This is a genomic window from Pseudomonas sp. NFACC42-2, from assembly GCF_900116055.1.
Lineage (GTDB): Bacteria > Pseudomonadota > Gammaproteobacteria > Pseudomonadales > Pseudomonadaceae > Aquipseudomonas > Aquipseudomonas marginalis.
This window is the reverse complement of sequence record NZ_FOZO01000006.1, coordinates 238,210-255,323: the sequence shown is the minus strand read 5'-3', so window position 1 is coordinate 255,323 and position 17,114 is coordinate 238,210. Positions and strand designations below refer to the sequence as shown.

Here is a 17,114-nt window from a genome sequence, read left to right as displayed (position 1 = left end):
ACAGGGTTTCCTTCCAAAGGGCAGGGCCTTTCGAGCACTCATCGATGTGACAGATAACCCCTGGCGGACATCGAACTGAGCACCCAGTAGCTAACGGGCGAAGCCGGCATTTGATAATTGTTTGCATTTGAACGTCAAGGCACTTAAGGATTGAAATGAAGTTTCTCTGTCCCTCGGACATGCTCGCGCCCAACAGCAGCCTCGGTTTTACGATGGGTGGCACGCCGCTGCTGGCGGTACGCCGGGACGGCATCGCCTACTTCTATATCAACCGCTGCCCACATCGCGGCATTCCACTGGAGTGGCAACCCGACCGGTTCCTTGACGACAGCGCCAGCCTGATCCAATGCGCCACCCACGGCGCCTTGTTCCTGATCGAAAGCGGCGAGTGCATTGCCGGCCCATGCGCAGGTAAAAGCCTCAAGGCCCTGCGTGGTCGCGAAGACGCGCAGGGCCTGTGGGTGGATCTCTAGTCGAGCAGCACGTCTAACCGACGGTCCACGCAAATCTCCTCGGACGTCACGCGCACCCCATACGCCAACACTTCCACCCCGGCGGCTTTAGCCTCGCGCAAGGCCGCACCGTAGGCGGCATCGATTTCCAGCGCCGGGCGCACCGCGTCAATCCCCGAGAGGTTGACGCAATACAACTGCACCGCCCGCACACCTTCACGCGCCAGATGCGCCAGTTCCCGCAGATGCTTGGCGCCACGCTGGGTCACCGCATCGGGGAAGGCGGCAACCCGGGTGCCATCAAACCCCAGCGTGACACTTTTGACTTCCACATACGCCGCGCCGTCGGGATATTCGAGACGAAAGTCGATGCGGCTTTTCTCCTGGCCGTAAGGCACTTCCCGTTTCAACGCGGTGAAACCGTTGAGTTCGGTGATCACGCCAGCACGCAACGCCTCCTCGACCAACGGATTGGCGCGTGCCGTGTTAACGCACGCCAAGCGGCCCTGGGGCGTTTCGGCAATTTCCCAGGTGCCGGGCAACTTGCGCTTGGGGTCATTGGAGCGACTGAACCAAACCTGCCCGCCTTCCACCATGCAGTTGAGCATCGAACCAGTATTTGGGCAGTGAATAGTCAACAACTCGCCGGTAACGGTTTCGATATCGGTGAGAAAGCGCTTATAGCGGCGAATCAGCCGGCCTTCTTCGAGGGGAGGATAAAAGTGCATCAGCCTTGCCAGCTCCGCAGGCCACGCTGGATTCGTTCCACCGCCTCCTGTAGTCGATCAAGATTTTGCGTGTAGGCAAAGCGCACATGATGGCCCGCTTGATAGCGACCAAAATCCAGACCTGGGGTAAATGCAACATGCTCGGTTTCAAGGAAATGACGACAAAATGCGAAGGCATCTGCGCCGAACGCACTGATATCGGCATACAAATAGAACGCGCCTTCCGGTTCTACGGCAATCCCGAAGCCCAGCTCGCGCAGAGCGGGCAGCAGGAAGTCGCGACGCCGGCCAAATTCGGCACGGCGCTCCTCCAGAATGCTCAGGGTTTGCGGGGTAAAGCAGGCGAGCGCGGCATACTGGGCCATGCTGGGCGCGCTGATATAAAGATTTTGCGCCAGTTTTTCCAGGTCGCCGACCGCAGCCGGTGGCGCCACCAGCCAGCCCAGGCGCCAGCCGGTCATGCCGAAATACTTCGAAAAACTATTCAGGACGAAGGCCTCATCGTCGACCTCCAGCACGCTGGCGGCGTCAGTGCCATAGGTCAGGCCGTGATAGATCTCATCCACCACCAGATGGCCGTTACGCGTCTTGATTGCGTCGGAAAGCCCGGCTAATTCATCACGCGTGAGGATCGTGCCGGTAGGATTCGCCGGGGAGGCAACCAATGCGCCCACGCTATCCTGATCCCAGTGTTTGGCCACCAGGTCAGCGGTCAGTTGATAACGCACGTCAGGGCCTACCGGCACCAGTTGCGCGGCACCTTCCACCAGGCGCAGGAAGTGCCGGTTACACGGGTAACCCGGGTCTGCCAGCAGCCAATGCTTGCCGGGGTCCACCAACAGGCTGCTGGCCAACAACAGTGCGCCGGAGCCCCCGGGAGTGATCAGGATACGCTCGGGATCGACGTTCAATCCGTAGCGCTGCTGGTAGAAACCGCTGATGGCTTCACGCAATTCCGGCAGGCCACGGGCCGCGGTATAGCGGGTCTTGCCATTGGCCAACGCCGCCTGGCCGGCCTGGATGATCGGCTCGGCCGTGGTGAAATCCGGCTCGCCGATCTCCAGGTGGATCACATCATGACCGGCCGCTTGCAGCTCATTGGCTCGCGCCAGTAACGCCATGACATGAAAAGGTTCGATGGCGCGACTGCGCGCACTGTAGGGCTGAGCCATTAGCCTTCCTTAACGGTGAGGACAAAATCAGGATTCTACCGAACCCTCGCGGTAAAACATGCTCTATTGCCTGCCTGGCCGTCCAAGATGAACCCGGCAAGCGCTTGCAAAACGACTAAAATCAACATTCGAGACGATGCATATCCAGCGACAGCGGGCTGCTGCAGTTTGCAACCCCTGCGTGACGGGCGTCGACAACCGGGAGTGGCGCACCCTGAATCTATCTGGTAAGTTCGCCCGCTTGCAGCCGCAGGGCCGGCAGGTGTCGGTGACGTTGCAATCCTGCGCAATGGATTAGAAGAGTGAGAGGCGGTCTATTCATGTCCACCCAAGCAAAGCAACAGAGCATCAGCGGCTTCCAACCCTACGTTGAATCGAAGGGTGAGGAATACATGGGCAAGCCCATGCGCGAGCACTTCTCCAAAATCCTGAAGCAGTGGAAGCAGGACTTGATGCAGGAAGTCGACCGCACGGTTGACCACATGAAGGATGAAGCCGCCAACTTCCCGGACCCGGCAGACCGTGCCAGCCAGGAAGAAGAGTTCGCCCTCGAACTGCGCGCCCGCGATCGCGAGCGCAAGCTGATCAAGAAAATCGACAAGACGTTGCAACTGATCGAAGACGAAGAATACGGCTGGTGCGAATCCTGCGGTGTCGAGATCGGTATCCGTCGCCTGGAAGCCCGCCCTACTGCGGACCTCTGCGTAGACTGCAAGACCTTGGCTGAAATCAAGGAAAAACAGGTCGGCAAGTGATCCAGCCGAGCTGAACGAATGGGGCGTGCGAACGCCCCGTTTTTGTTTCTGGGATTTACCGATTTTCCAGTAGTATCCGGCCCATGACTGCCTCTACCTATATCGGGCGTTTCGCCCCCACGCCCAGCGGCCATCTGCACTTCGGTTCCCTGGTCGCCGCCCTCGCCTCCTACCTCGACGCCCGCGCCAATCACGGCCGCTGGCTGATGCGCATGGAAGACCTCGACCCGCCCCGCGAAGAGCCCGGCGCCCAGGCGGCAATCCTGCATGCCCTGGAGAGCTACGGCTTTGAGTGGGATGGCGAACTGGTCCGACAAAGCGAGCGGCATGACGCCTACGCCAAGGTACTGAACGACATGTTCAACCACGGCCTGGCCTACGCCTGTACCTGTTCACGTAAACGACTGGAGCCCTACGACGGGATTTACCCAGGCCTGTGCCGAAATGCCGGTCACGACCAGCAGGACGCCGCCATCCGCCTGCGTGTTCCCGAGCTGGAGTACCACTTTACTGACCGTGTACAAGGAGAATTCCGACAACACCTGGGCCGTGATGTCGGCGACTTCGTCATCCGTCGCCGCGATGGCCTCTACGCCTACCAACTGGCGGTGGTGCTCGACGATGCCTGGCAAGGGGTTACCGATATCGTGCGCGGCGCCGACCTGCTCGACTCCACGCCACGCCAGCTGTACCTGCAAGAGTTGCTGGGCCTGCGCCAGCCGCGCTATCTGCACGTACCGTTGATCGTCCAGCCGGACGGTAACAAGTTGGGCAAGTCCTATCGTTCCCCGCCGCTGCATCCCGACCAGGCCACGCCGCTGCTATTAAGAGCCCTGCGCGCCCTTGGCCAGCAGCCTGGCAACGAACTGCTTCACGCCAGCCCACGGGAGTTGCTGGATTGGGGCATTGTGCACTGGGATGCCAGCAGGATCCCGCGCACACTGACCCTGGCCGAAGCGCAATTACGCTGAAGGCGCTTGCAGCCTGCCAGCCATCCGTTACCATCGCCGCAGTTTTTTAATCAGAGGCCAACATGTACATCTATCGATTGGTCCTGCTGCTGGTCGTCGGGATCTACCTGTTTTCCCCCGCCATCATGGATTGGTGGATCGACGCCACGGGCGCCTGGTATCGCCCCTATCTGCTGTGGCTGATCCTGATCGTCGTGACCTTCATCCTGCAGAGCCAAAAAGATGCCGATGAGCTTTAGCCTCACTCAGATGCTGCTGATCAGCGCCGCCTACCTGGCCGCGTTGTTTGGCGTCGCCTGGATCAGTGAGCGCGGAATGATTCCGCGGGCGATCATTCGCCATCCGTTGACCTACACCTTGTCCCTCGGCGTGTACGCCAGCGCCTGGGCGTTCTATGGCACCGTCGGCCTGGCCTATCAATACGGCTACGGCTTTCTCTCCAGCTACCTGGGTGTGTCCGGCGCGTTCCTGCTGGCGCCGGTGCTGCTGTACCCGATCCTGAAAATTACTCGCACCTATCAGTTGTCGTCACTGGCCGACCTGTTCGCCTTCCGCTTCCGCAGCACATGGGCCGGGGCATTGACCACGGTGTTCATGCTGATCGGCGTGCTGCCCCTGCTGGCCCTGCAAATCCAGGCGGTGGCCGACTCCATCAGCATCCTGACCCGCGAGCCGGTGCAACACCGGGTCGCCCTGGCGTTCTGTGCGCTGATCAGCCTGTTTACGATTTTCTTCGGCTCACGCCACATCGCCACCCGCGAGAAGCACGAAGGGCTGGTATTTGCGATTGCGTTCGAATCGGTGATCAAGCTGATCGCCATCGGCGGCGTCGGCCTCTACGCGCTCTATGGCGTGTTCGACGGCCCGCAACAGCTGGAGCTGTGGCTGCTGCAAAACCAGACCGCCCTCGCCGCCCTGCACACGCCGCTGCAGGAAGGCCCATGGCGCACGCTGTTGCTGGTGTTCTTCGCCTCGGCGATCGTAATGCCGCACATGTACCACATGACCTTCACCGAGAACCTCAACCCGCGCTCGCTGGTCAGCGCCAGCTGGGGCTTGCCGCTGTTCCTGCTGTTGATGAGCCTTGCGGTGCCGCTGATCCTCTGGGCCGGCCTGAAACTGGGGGCCACCACCAACCCCGAGTATTTCACCCTGGGTATCGGTATCGCCGCCAATAGCCCGGCGTTGGCGCTGCTGGCGTATGTCGGCGGTTTGTCTGCTGCCAGCGGGCTGATTATCGTCACGACGCTGGCCCTTTCGGGCATGGCCCTCAATCACCTGGTGCTGCCGCTGTACCAGCCGCCCGCCGAAGGCAATATCTACCGCTGGCTGAAATGGACGCGCCGCGCACTCATCGTCGCGATCATCATGGCCGGCTACGGGTTCTACCTGTTGCTCGGCGCCGGGCAGGACCTGGCCAACCTGGGCATTGTCGCGTTTGTCGCCACCTTGCAGTTCCTGCCGGGAGTGCTGTCGGTGCTGTACTGGCCGACCGCCAACCGCCGTGGTTTTATCGCCGGGCTGCTGGCCGGGATCCTGGTATGGATCGTCACCATGCTGCTGCCGTTGGTCGGCAACCTGCAGGGTTTCTACATTCCGCTGCTGAACATGATCTACGTGCTGGACGATACCAGCTGGCACATGGCGGCGATTGCCTCGCTGGCCGCCAACGTACTGATGTTCACCCTGATCTCGCTGTTCACCAATGCCAGCCCGGAAGAGACCAGCGCCGCCGAGGCGTGCGCGGTGGATAACGTGCGTCGCCCGCAGCGCCGCGAACTGCACGCGGCCTCGCCCCAGGAATTCGCCACGCAACTGGCCAAGCCCCTCGGGGCCAAGGCGGCTCAGAAGGAAGTCGAGCAGGCGCTGCGCGATCTGTACCTGCCCTTTGACGAGCGCCGCCCGTATGCGCTGCGTCGCCTGCGCGACCGCATCGAAGCCAACCTGTCCGGCCTGATGGGCCCCAGCGTGTCCCAGGACATGGTGGAAACCTTCCTGCCCTACAAGGCCGGCGGCGAAAACTACGTCACCGAGGACATCCATTTCATCGAAAGCCGGCTGGAGGATTACCACTCACGCCTCACCGGCCTGGCGGCCGAACTCGACGCCCTGCGCCGCTACCACCGCCAGACCCTGCAGGAACTGCCGATGGGCGTATGTTCCCTGGCCAAGGATCAGGAGATCCTGATGTGGAACAAGGCCATGGAAGAACTCACCGGCATCGCCGCGCAACGGGTGGTGGGCTCGCGCCTGAATACCCTGGGCGATCCGTGGAAAGAACTGCTCCAGGGCTTTATCAACCTGCCCGACGAGCATTTGCACAAGCAACACCTGGCCCTCGACGGCCAGACCCGCTGGCTCAACCTGCACAAAGCCGCGATCGATGAACCGTTGGCTCCCGGTAACAGCGGCCTGGTGCTGCTGGTCGAAGACCTGACTGAAACCCAGATGCTCGAAGACAAGCTGGTGCACTCCGAGCGCCTGGCCAGCATTGGTCGCCTGGCGGCGGGTGTGGCCCACGAAATCGGCAACCCGATCACCGGTATCGCCTGCCTCGCGCAAAACCTGCGGGAAGAGCGTGAAGAAGACGGCGAAATCATCGAAATCAGCGGGCAGATCCTCGAACAGACCAAGCGCGTCTCGCGCATCGTGCAGTCGCTGATGAGCTTTGCCCATGCCGGCGGCCATCAGAATCTGGATGAGGCCGTATGCCTGGCCGAAGTGGCCCAGGATGCCATTGGGCTGCTCGCCTTGAACCGGCGCAATTTCGAAGTACAGTTCTTCAACCTGTGCGACCCCGACCATTGGGTCGACGGCGACTCACAACGGCTGGCCCAAGTGCTGATCAACCTGCTGTCCAACGCCCGTGACGCAACCCCGGCCGGTGGTGCGGTACGCGTCAAGACCGAGGCTTTCGAACATACCGTCGATCTGATCGTCGAAGATGAAGGCAGCGGCATTCCACAGAACATCATGGATCGATTGTTCGAACCCTTCTTCACCACCAAGGACCCGGGTGAAGGTACCGGTCTGGGCCTTGCACTGGTCTATTCCATCGTTGAAGAGCATTATGGACAAATCACCATCGACAGCCCGGCTGACACCGAAAGCCAACGCGGCACCCGTATTCGGGTGACCTTGCCGCGTCATGTCGAAGCGACGTCCGCTGTGAACTGAGACCGTCGAGAGAATTGAATCAATGCCGCACATTTTGATCGTCGAAGACGAAACCATTATCCGCTCTGCCTTGCGTCGCCTGCTTGAACGTAATCAGTACCAGGTCAGCGAAGCCGGCTCGGTGCAGGAAGCACAAGAGCGTTTCAGCATCCCCACGTTCGACCTGATTGTCAGTGACCTGCGCCTGCCCGGCGCACCGGGCACCGAGCTGATCAAGCTTGGCCAGGGCACCCCGGTGCTGATCATGACCAGCTATGCCAGCCTGCGCTCGGCGGTTGACTCCATGAAAATGGGCGCGGTGGACTACATTGCCAAGCCGTTTGACCACGATGAAATGCTCCAGGCCGTGGCCCGCATCCTGCGTGACCGCCAGTCAGCCAGCAGCGCGCCTGCCGAACAGCGCCCCACAGGCAAGGCGACCAACGGCGCCGACAAACCGGGGGTCGACAACAGCAACGGCGAAATCGGCATCATTGGCTCCTGCCCGCCGATGCAAGACCTGTACAGCAAGATCCGTAAAGTTGCGCCCACCGACTCCAATGTATTGATCCAGGGCGAGTCGGGCACCGGTAAAGAACTGGTAGCCCGCGCCCTGCATAACCTGTCCAAACGCGCCAAGGCACCGATGATTTCGGTGAACTGTGCGGCGATCCCCGAATCCCTGATCGAGTCCGAACTGTTCGGCCACGAGAAAGGCGCGTTTACCGGCGCCAGCGCTGGGCGTGCGGGCCTGGTGGAAGCGGCGGACGGCGGGACGTTGTTCCTTGATGAAATCGGTGAGTTGCCGCTGGAGGCCCAGGCGCGACTGCTGCGTGTGCTGCAGGAAGGTGAGATTCGCCGTGTAGGCTCGGTGCAATCGCAGAAGGTTGACGTACGCCTGATCGCGGCCACCCACCGCGACCTCAAGAGCCTGGCCAAGATCGGTCAGTTCCGTGAAGACTTGTATTACCGCCTGCACGTGATCGCGCTCAAATTGCCTGCCCTGCGTGAGCGGGGCGCCGACGTGAATGAGATCGCCAACGCATTCCTGCTGCGCCAGAGTGCACGCATCAACCGTACCGACCTGACGTTCGCGCCGGACGCCGAGCAGGCGATTCGGCATTACTCGTGGCCGGGTAACGTGCGGGAACTGGAGAATGCGGTCGAGCGTGCAGTGATCCTGTCGGAAAGCCCGGAAATTTCCGCCGAACTGCTGGGTATCGACATTGAGCTCAGTGACTTGGAGGATGACGATTTCATTGGCCTGGCCCCGACACAGGGCGGCGCCAGCAATACCAGCCATGAGCCGACGGAAGATTTGTCACTGGAAGACTATTTCCAGCATTTCGTCCTGGAGCACCAGGACCACATGACCGAGACCGAGTTGGCACGCAAGCTGGGCGTGAGCCGTAAGTGCCTGTGGGAACGTCGCCAGCGCCTGGGTATTCCGCGGCGCAAGACCGGAGTGGCCAGCGAAAGTTGAGGGTTCGCCCCCACAGGTAACACCCTCAGATGTGAAAAAACTGTTACCGCGGATATTTCGCGTAACAAAAGCCGGGGCTTACGGTAACGAAGCCCCGGCTTTTTTCGCCCGTCAAAAACCAAAAACCACCTCAACCCCCCGGTTTTGCTGGGCGACGCAAAAGTTGGCACGCACCCTGCTATATGCTTAGTACAAAAACAATAACAAGCTTTGTACAAGACAATAAAAATAAGACGAATCGACTCACGCATAACAAAAACAACACGGCGGAGGCGCAGCTAACTGATTCTTTTGGAGAGGCGTTGCATTTGGGGCTTGCCCCGCAACCAGGCCGAGAACAACAAAAACTGCCCTAAGGCAGAGCCTGAACTGGTTGGATCGTAGATCAGCAACACAGCGACCAAAGCAATCCGTTTGCTCTTGACTCCCGATTGGGAGTGTCATGAAGGTGAAGCTTCATGGCGAGGGCGATCAACAAAAACAAGAAGCCCGAAATCAATAATAAAAATAGAGCACGCAACTACTTCTGGGGGAGCTTCGGCTCCCCTTGTAGTTTCCGGGATTTGACGATTTAAGGCTTATGGCGCAACGCCGAAGCTTGTTCCTACACCATCCCCTGACTAAATGCTAGAATCCCCGCCCATCATGCGGTCATTCTTCGTTATGGCCGAACATTCCTTCAAACAGTGCATCCCATGCTGAAGAAGTTGTTCCAGTCATTCCGTTCTCCCTTGCGTCGTACGCAACACAAACGCAGCACGCCTGAAGTGCTCAACAGCAGCCAGCATTCGTTGCAGCGCGCTCAATTCAGCCGTTATGCGGTGAATATCGTCGAACGGTTGCAGAACGCCGGTTACCAGGCCTACCTGGTGGGCGGTTGCGTACGCGACATGCTGCTCAACATCACGCCCAAGGATTTCGACGTCGCCACCAGTGCCACGCCTGAGCAAGTACGTGCCGAGTTTCGCAATGCGCGAATCATCGGTCGCCGCTTCAAGCTGGTGCATATCCATTTTGGTCGCGAAATCATCGAGGTCGCGACCTTCCGTGCCGGCCACCCGCAAAACGATGAAGAGGAAGACACCAATCAGTCCTCCCGCAACGAGAGCGGGCGCATCCTGCGCGACAACGTCTATGGCACCCTGGAAGAAGACGCACAGCGCCGCGACTTCACCATCAATGCCCTCTATTACGACCCGGTCAGCGAACGCATCCTCGATTACGCCAATGGCGTACACGACATTCGCAATAACCTGATCCGCCTGATCGGCGACCCGACACAGCGCTATCAGGAAGACCCGGTGCGCATGCTGCGGGCCGTGCGCTTCGCCGCCAAGCTCAACTTCGGCATCGAAAAGCATACCGCCGCACCGATACGCGAGCTGGCACCGATGCTGCGGGAAATCCCGTCCGCGCGTCTGTTCGAAGAAGTGCTCAAGCTGTTCCTCTCGGGCTACGCAGCCGACACCTTCGAAATGCTGGTCGACCTGCAGTTGTTCGACCCACTGTTCCCGGCCAGCGCCGAAGCACTGGAGTACAACCCGACTTATACCCACACGCTGATCAGCGAAGCCTTGATCAATACCGACCTGCGCATCAAGCAGAACAAACCGGTCACGCCGGCGTTCCTGTTTGCCGCCCTGTTGTGGCCGGCCCTGCCCAAGCGCGTACTGCGTCTGCAGGAGCGTGGCATGCCGCCGATCCCGGCCATGCAGGAAGCCGCTCACGAGCTGATCGCCGAACAGTGCCAGCGCATTGCTATCCCGAAACGTTTCACGATGCCGATCCGCGAGATCTGGGACATGCAGGAACGCCTGCCTCGCCGCAGCGGCAAGCGCGCCGACCTGCTGCTGGACAACCCGCGCTTCCGTGCCGGCTACGACTTCCTGCTGCTGCGCGAAAGCGCCGGTGAGCAGACCGACGGCCTGGGCGAATGGTGGACCGACTATCAGGATGCCAATGACAGCCAACGCCGCGACATGATTCGCGACCTCGGCAGCAAGGGTGATGGCGAAGGCGCAGGGCCGAAGAAGCGTCGTCGCAGCGGCACCAAGCGCAAACGCAGTGCTGCCGATGCCTCGGGCGCTGCGGGCGAATAAACGTGGAACGCATCTACATCGGCATGGGCAGCAACCTGGCAGCCCCGGACCAGCAATTGCGCAGCGCTATCCAAGCGCTGGCGCAATTGCCAGACACTTGCGTCGCGGGTGTGTCCGCCTTTTACCAAAGTGACTCCCTGCTCCCGGGCCAACCGCGCTACACCAACGCGGTTGCCGCCCTGGACAGCCGCCTTGCGCCACTTGACCTGCTGGACGCGCTGCAAGCCATCGAAAACGATCAGGGCCGCGAGCGTCTGGAGCGTTGGGGCCCTCGCACCCTTGACCTGGACATTCTGCTGTTTGGCGATCGCCTGATCGACGAACCGCGCCTGAAGGTGCCCCATTACCAGATGCACCTGCGTGCGTTTGTGTTGTATCCATTGGCCGAACTGGCGCCTGCCGCATTGCAATTGCCGGATGGCAAGCGCCTCAGCGCCCTGCTTGAAGCCTGCCCGTTTGTCGGCCTGGAACGGCTCCCGATTGCTGAATCGCGTCAGTAACAGCGGTAACACCGCCATCGTAACAATGCGGTAACACATCCAATTGACTTCCCGTGTCCTCCTCACGACTATAGGCGTCCCGCTGCCGCCAACCCGGCAATGAAGGGCGCAATCCAGGCCTTATAAGCACTGCTCTCAAGACAGTGCGCCTGTATAAACGAAGACTCACGCGCGTTACTCGCTGTTTCCAAGCGCCTGAACGAGGACCCTTTTCATGCCAGACATTACCCTGACCACCTTGCAGAGCCTCAAGCTCAAAGGTGAAAAAATCACCATGCTGACCTGCTATGACGCCACCTTCGCCCACGCCTGCTGCCAGGCCGGGGTTGAAGTGTTACTGGTAGGCGACTCCCTGGGCATGGTCCTTCAAGGGAATGACAGCACCCTGCCCGTCACCACCGATGAACTGGCCTACCACACCGCCAGCGTCAAGCGCGGGAACGACGGCGCATTCATCATCGCCGACCTGCCGTTCATGGATTACGCCACCGTCGAACAGACCTTCCTGAACGCCGGCAAACTCATGCGTGCAGGTGCACACATGATCAAGGTGGAGGGCGCCGTGTGGCTCGCCGAGTCGATTCGCCTGCTGGCTGAGCGCGGCGTGCCGGTCTGTGCACATATGGGCCTGACGCCACAGTCCGTGAACATCCTCGGCGGCTACAAGGTGCAAGGTCGCAACGAAGCCCAGGCGCGCCAGATGCGCGCCGATGCCATCGCCCTGGAGCAGGCGGGCGTTGCGATGATCCTGCTCGAATGCGTGCCCAGCGAACTCGCGGCAGAAATCACCCAGGCCGTCAAAGTGCCGGTGATCGGTATTGGCGCGGGCTCGGCCACCGACGGCCAGGTGCTGGTGCTGCACGACATGCTCGGCCTGTCGATTACCGGCCGCGTGCCGAAGTTCGTGAAGAACTTCATGACTGGCCAGGACAGCATCCACGCGGCATTGAGTGCTTACGTCGCCGAAGTCAAAGGCGTGACCTTCCCAGGCGCCGAACACGGATTCTCTGCATGAACACCGTAAAAACCGTACGTGAACTCAGAGCCGCCGTCGCCCACGCCCGCAAGGCCGGCAAACGCATCGGCTTCGTGCCCACCATGGGTAACCTGCACAGCGGCCATGCCAGCCTGGTCAGCAAGGCTGTGCAGCAGGCGGACTTTGTCGTGGCGAGTATTTTCGTCAACCCACTGCAATTTGGCGCCGGCGAAGACCTGGACAAGTACCCTCGCACCCTGGCCGCCGATCAGGAAAAGCTCCTGCAGGCAGGCTGCAACCTGCTGTTCGCGCCGACCGTCGAGGAGATGTACCCCGGCGGCATGACCGGCCAGACCCGCGTCAGCGTCCCGCAACTGTCCGAAGGTTTGTGCGGCGCCAGCCGTCCTGGGCATTTCGAAGGCGTGGCGACCGTGGTCAGCAAATTGTTCAACATGGTCCAGCCGGACATGGCTGTATTTGGCCAGAAGGACTACCAGCAACTGGCCGTGATTCGTGCCATGGTCCATGACCTGAACATGCCGATCCAGATCATTGGCGAGCCCACCGTACGCGCCGATGATGGCCTGGCGCTATCCTCGCGCAACGGTTTTCTCAGCGAAGAACAACGTGCGATCGCGCCGGTGCTGTACCGCAGCCTCAGCCAGATTGCCGCAGCCATCAAAAGCGGTGATCACGACTTCGCCAGGCTGCGTGCCGAACAGGTGCGGCAGATCGAGGCTGCCGGGCTGCGCCTGGACTACCTCGAAGTGCGCCAGGGCGTGCACCTGCGGGCCGCTACGGCGGAGGATCGGGATATTGTGATTCTGGTGGCGGCCTTTCTAGGCACGACCCGCCTGATCGACAACCTGCATCTGACCCTCGACTGACCCCTCTGAACACCCCGCCGATTGCCCTGATCGCTGTGCCGGTATAAAAAAGTACCGGCCACAGCGCAGACAAAGCCAAGACATATCGACACGCTAGGTTTAATGTAATCGCCCTGCGCTATGGTTAGCGCTGTCTGGAACCCAATCCGTGAGATAAGACTGGATGTTCCGGGCTTTGAAGTGTCCTAAAGGCAGTCCCCGTAATAAAAGGAAACCCGCAGCGATGGCGTACTACCGCACCCCTCATGACGTTACCGCTCTGCCCGCCTGGCAAGCGCTCAATCAACATCGCCAAGCCATGCAGGATTTCAGCATGCGCGAAGCGTTCAATGCCGATCCCCAGCGTTTTTCCCAGTTCACCTTGAGCAGCTGCGGACTTTTCCTCGATTACTCGAAAAACCTGATCACCGGCGAAACCCGCGACCTGCTGGTGGGCCTTGCCAACGAAGTGGGCCTTAAAGACGCAATCAACTCGCTGTATGCGGGCGAGCCGGTCAACTCCTCCGAAGGCCGCCCTGCCCTGCACACCGCCCTGCGCCGCCCGGTGGGCGACAAGCTGTCGGTCAACGGCGTGAACATCATGCCGGACGTGCACAAGGTGCTGAACCAGATCACCGACCTGGTCGGCCGCATCCACGACGGCCTGTGGCGTGGCTACACCGAGAAACCGATCACCGACGTGGTGAACATCGGCATCGGCGGCTCGTTCCTCGGCCCGGAGCTGGTCTCTGAAGCGCTGTTGTCCTACGCCCACAAAGGCGTGCGCTGCCACTACCTGGCGAACATCGATGGCAGCGAATTCCATGAGCTGACCATGAAGCTGCGCGCCGAGACCACGCTGTTTATCGTCTCATCGAAATCCTTCAACACCCTGGAAACCCTGAAAAACGCCCAGGCCGCCCGCGCCTGGTACCTGGCCCAGGGTGGCTCGGAAGCCGAGCTGTATCGCCACTTTATCGCCGTGTCGAGCAACAACGCGGCAGCCGTGGCCTTCGGTATCCGCGAAGAAAACATCTTCCCGATGTGGGACTGGGTGGGCGGCCGTTATTCGTTGTGGTCGGCCATCGGCCTGCCAATCGCCCTGGCCATCGGCATGTCCAACTTCAAGGAACTGCTGTCCGGTGCCTACACCATGGACCAGCATTTCCAGAACGCGCCGTTCGAACAGAACATGCCGGTGCTGCTGGGCCTGCTGGGCGTTTGGTACGGCAACTTCTGGGGTGCGCAGAGCCATGCGATCCTGCCGTACGACCACTACCTGCGTAACATCACCAAGCACTTGCAGCAGCTGGACATGGAATCCAACGGCAAGAGCGTGCGCCAGGACGGTAAACCGGTGTCTACCGACACCGGCCCAGTGATCTGGGGCGGCGTCGGCTGCAACGGCCAACATGCTTATCACCAATTGCTGCATCAGGGCACCCAACTGATCCCGGCCGACTTCATCGTGCCGATCGTCAGCTTCAACCCGGTGTCCGACCACCATCAATGGCTGTACGCCAACTGCCTGTCCCAAAGCCAGGCACTGATGCTCGGCAAGACCCGCAGCGAAGCCGAAGCCGAGCTGCGCGACAAGGGCATCCCGGAAGACGACGTGCAGAAGCTGGCACCGCACAAGGTGATCCCGGGCAACCGTCCGAGCAACACGCTCGTGGTTGAACGCATCAGCCCGCGTCGCCTGGGCGCCCTGGTTGCGATGTATGAACATAAAGTGTTCGTGCAAAGCGTGATCTGGGGCATCAACGCCTTCGACCAATGGGGCGTGGAGCTGGGCAAGGAGCTGGGCAAGGGCGTATACAATCGCCTCACCGGCGCCGAAGAAACCTTGGCCGAAGACGCTTCGACCCAGGGCCTGATCAACTACTTCCGCGGCCGTCACCGCGGCTGATGCAGGCACCGCAAGGCCAACGTCCGTTTGGACGTTGGCCTTGAACCCTCTCCATACAGGGTGCATCTTTATGACTTGTCGCAAAAACAAGAATAAGGATCGCTCATGTTCGATATCAGCACGTTTCCCACCGCCGATGCCGTCCGCCGGGCTGCGCAACTCAGTCAAGAGGACTACCAGCGCCTCTATCGCCAATCCATCGAACAGCCGGACACGTTCTGGGCCGAACAGGCCAAGGCCTTTCTCGACTGGATAACGCCGTGGCACACCGTCCAGCAGTCAGACATCCAGACCGGTGCCGCCCAATGGTTCGCCGGTGGCCAGTTGAACGTCAGCTACAACTGCATCGACCGTCACCTGGCGCAACGCGCCGATCAGCCGGCCTTCATCTGGGAAGGTGACGATCCTGCAAAATCGTCCAAAATCACCTACCGCCAACTGCACCAAAACGTCTGCCGCCTGGCCAATGTGCTGAAAAGCCGTGGCGTGAAAAAGGGCGACAGGGTGTGTATCTACATGCCGATGATCCCGGAAGCGGCCTACGCCATGCTGGCTTGCACACGGATTGGCGCGGTGCACTCGGTGGTATTTGGCGGGTTCTCACCGGACGCCCTGCGCGACCGCATTCTGGACGCCGACTGCCGCACCGTGATCACAGCCGATGAAGGCGTGCGCGGTGGTAAGCCGGTGGCGTTGAAACAGAACGTCGACAAGGCCCTGGCCAGTTGCCCCGACGTCAGCACGGTGCTGGTGGTACAGCGCACCGGAGCCCCAGTGAACTGGAGCGAAGGCCGCGACCTCAAGTATCAACAGGCCCTGGATGCAGCGAGCGACGATTGCCCTCCCGAACCGATGGACGCCGAAGCCCCGCTGTTTATCCTCTACACCTCCGGCAGCACCGGCAAACCCAAGGGCGTGCTGCACACCACGGGCGGCTACCTGCTCCAGGCGGCAATGACCTTCAAGTACGTACTCGATTACCGCGACGGTGAGGTGTTCTGGTGCACCGCCGATGTGGGTTGGGTCACCGGCCATAGTTACATCGTGTACGGGCCGCTGGCCAATGGCGCGACCTCGCTGATGTTCGAAGGTGTGCCGAGCTACCCGGACAGTTCGCGCTTCTGGCAGGTCATCGATAAACACCAGGTGAATATCTTCTATACCGCCCCCACCGCCTTGCGCGCGTTGATGCGCGAGGGTCACGCCCCGCTGCAGACGACCTCCCGCGCCAGCCTGCGGCTGCTGGGCAGCGTGGGCGAACCGATCAACCCGGAAGCCTGGGACTGGTACTTCAACGCGGTGGGCGAACAGCGTTGCCCCATTGTCGATACCTGGTGGCAGACCGAGACCGGCGGCATCATGCTCAGCCCGCTGGTCAGCGCCCAGCGGATCAAACCGGGTTGCGCCACCCAGCCGATGTTTGGCGTGCAGCCCGTGCTGCTGGATGAACAAGGCAAGGTCATCAGCGGAGCCGGCAGCGGCGTACTGGCGATCAAGGCCAGTTGGCCGGGGCAGATTCGCAGCGTCTACGGCGACCCGCAGCGCATGGTCGACACCTATTTCAAACCCTACCCCGGTTACTATTTCACCGGTGACGGTGCGCGCCGCGATGAGGACGGTGACTACTGGATCACCGGGCGTATCGACGATGTGATCAACGTATCCGGCCACCGTATCGGCACCGCCGAGGTAGAAAGTGCGTTGGTACTGCATGACCAGGTGGCCGAGGCTGCCGTGGTGGGCTACCCCCACGATGTCAAAGGCCAGGGCATCTACGCCTTTGTCACCCCCATGAATGGCGTCGAACCCAGCGAGGCGCTGAAAAAACACCTGCTGGAACTGGTCAGCAAGGAAATCGGCAGCTTTGCCAAGCCGGAACTGATCCAATGGGCACCGGCCTTGCCGAAAACCCGATCCGGCAAGATCATGCGCCGGATTTTGCGCAAGATCGCCTGCAATGAACTGGACAGCCTGGGTGATACCTCGACCCTGGCCGACCCCAGCGTCGTCGACGGCCTGATCGACAAACGCCTGAACCGCTAGGAAA

The 17,114-nt window shown here is 60.8% G+C and carries 14 protein-coding genes; 12 read left to right on the top strand and 2 right to left on the bottom strand.

What is annotated here, in order from left to right; all coding sequences use genetic code 11:
• Nucleotides 1–155: 155 nt before the first annotated feature.
• Nucleotides 156–473, top strand: coding sequence for a Rieske (2Fe-2S) protein (locus BM416_RS15025; RefSeq protein WP_092488559.1), 318 nt, complete (start codon nucleotides 156–158; stop codon nucleotides 471–473).
• On the opposite strand, the gene sfsA is transcribed toward BM416_RS15025, so the two are convergent.
• Nucleotides 470–1,180 (bottom strand): DNA/RNA nuclease SfsA, encoded by a 711-nt coding sequence (sfsA, locus tag BM416_RS15020; protein WP_092488558.1) that lies wholly within the window; start codon nucleotides 1,178–1,180, stop codon nucleotides 470–472. The two genes, BM416_RS15025 and sfsA, sit on opposite strands and share 4 nt — an antisense overlap.
• Nucleotides 1,180–2,352, bottom strand: coding sequence for a pyridoxal phosphate-dependent aminotransferase (locus BM416_RS15015; protein WP_092488557.1), 1,173 nt, complete (start codon nucleotides 2,350–2,352; stop codon nucleotides 1,180–1,182). The genes sfsA and BM416_RS15015 overlap by 1 nt, the downstream gene beginning before the upstream one ends.
• Before the next feature lie 320 nt (nucleotides 2,353–2,672).
• Between BM416_RS15015 and dksA the strand changes: the two genes are divergently transcribed.
• The 11 genes from dksA (at nucleotide 2,673) to acs (ending at nucleotide 17,110) form a co-directional block, all read left to right on the top strand.
• Nucleotides 2,673–3,107 carry an RNA polymerase-binding protein DksA gene (gene dksA / locus BM416_RS15010; RefSeq protein WP_005791430.1) on the top strand — a complete coding sequence of 145 codons (435 nt, stop codon included), beginning with the start codon at nucleotides 2,673–2,675 and terminating at the stop codon, nucleotides 3,105–3,107.
• 83 nt (nucleotides 3,108–3,190) lie between these two features.
• A complete protein-coding gene (gene gluQRS, locus BM416_RS15005; protein WP_092488556.1) occupies nucleotides 3,191–4,078 on the top strand; it encodes a tRNA glutamyl-Q(34) synthetase GluQRS in 888 nt (295 codons plus the stop codon).
• A gap of 62 nt (nucleotides 4,079–4,140) precedes the next feature.
• Nucleotides 4,141–4,317, top strand: a complete 177-nt coding sequence (locus BM416_RS15000) for a hypothetical protein (RefSeq protein WP_003176118.1) — start codon at nucleotides 4,141–4,143, stop codon at nucleotides 4,315–4,317.
• A complete protein-coding gene (locus tag BM416_RS14995; protein WP_027605383.1) occupies nucleotides 4,301–7,255 on the top strand; it encodes a sensor histidine kinase in 2,955 nt (984 codons plus the stop codon). Before BM416_RS15000 ends, BM416_RS14995 begins: the two co-directional genes overlap by 17 nt.
• 22 nt (nucleotides 7,256–7,277) lie before the next feature.
• The gene (locus BM416_RS14990; protein ID WP_092488555.1) at nucleotides 7,278–8,717 is read left to right on the top strand and encodes a sigma-54-dependent transcriptional regulator; all 1,440 of its coding nucleotides are present in this window, start codon (nucleotides 7,278–7,280) and stop codon (nucleotides 8,715–8,717) included.
• Nucleotides 8,718–9,412: 695 nt separating this feature from the next.
• On the top strand, nucleotides 9,413–10,816 hold the full coding sequence (locus BM416_RS14985) for a polynucleotide adenylyltransferase PcnB (RefSeq protein ID WP_027605381.1): 1,404 nt from the start codon (nucleotides 9,413–9,415) through the stop codon (nucleotides 10,814–10,816).
• A 2-nt stretch (nucleotides 10,817–10,818) separates the two neighbouring features.
• Nucleotides 10,819–11,316: a 2-amino-4-hydroxy-6-hydroxymethyldihydropteridine diphosphokinase gene (folK, locus tag BM416_RS14980; protein WP_092488554.1), complete on the top strand. Its 498-nt coding sequence runs from the start codon at nucleotides 10,819–10,821 to the stop codon at nucleotides 11,314–11,316.
• 214 nt (nucleotides 11,317–11,530) lie between these two features.
• Nucleotides 11,531–12,331: a 3-methyl-2-oxobutanoate hydroxymethyltransferase gene (gene panB, locus BM416_RS14975; protein WP_065938273.1), complete on the top strand. Its 801-nt coding sequence runs from the start codon at nucleotides 11,531–11,533 to the stop codon at nucleotides 12,329–12,331.
• On the top strand, nucleotides 12,328–13,179 hold the full coding sequence (gene panC, locus BM416_RS14970) for a pantoate--beta-alanine ligase (protein WP_092488553.1): 852 nt from the start codon (nucleotides 12,328–12,330) through the stop codon (nucleotides 13,177–13,179). The genes panB and panC overlap by 4 nt, the downstream gene beginning before the upstream one ends.
• Nucleotides 13,180–13,402: 223 nt before the next feature.
• Nucleotides 13,403–15,067 carry a glucose-6-phosphate isomerase gene (pgi, locus tag BM416_RS14965; protein ID WP_027605377.1) on the top strand — a complete coding sequence of 555 codons (1,665 nt, stop codon included), beginning with the start codon at nucleotides 13,403–13,405 and terminating at the stop codon, nucleotides 15,065–15,067.
• Between the two features lie 105 nt (nucleotides 15,068–15,172).
• The gene (gene acs / locus BM416_RS14960; protein WP_092488552.1) at nucleotides 15,173–17,110 is read left to right on the top strand and encodes an acetate--CoA ligase; all 1,938 of its coding nucleotides are present in this window, start codon (nucleotides 15,173–15,175) and stop codon (nucleotides 17,108–17,110) included.
• The last annotated feature ends 4 nt before the right edge of the window (nucleotides 17,111–17,114 follow it).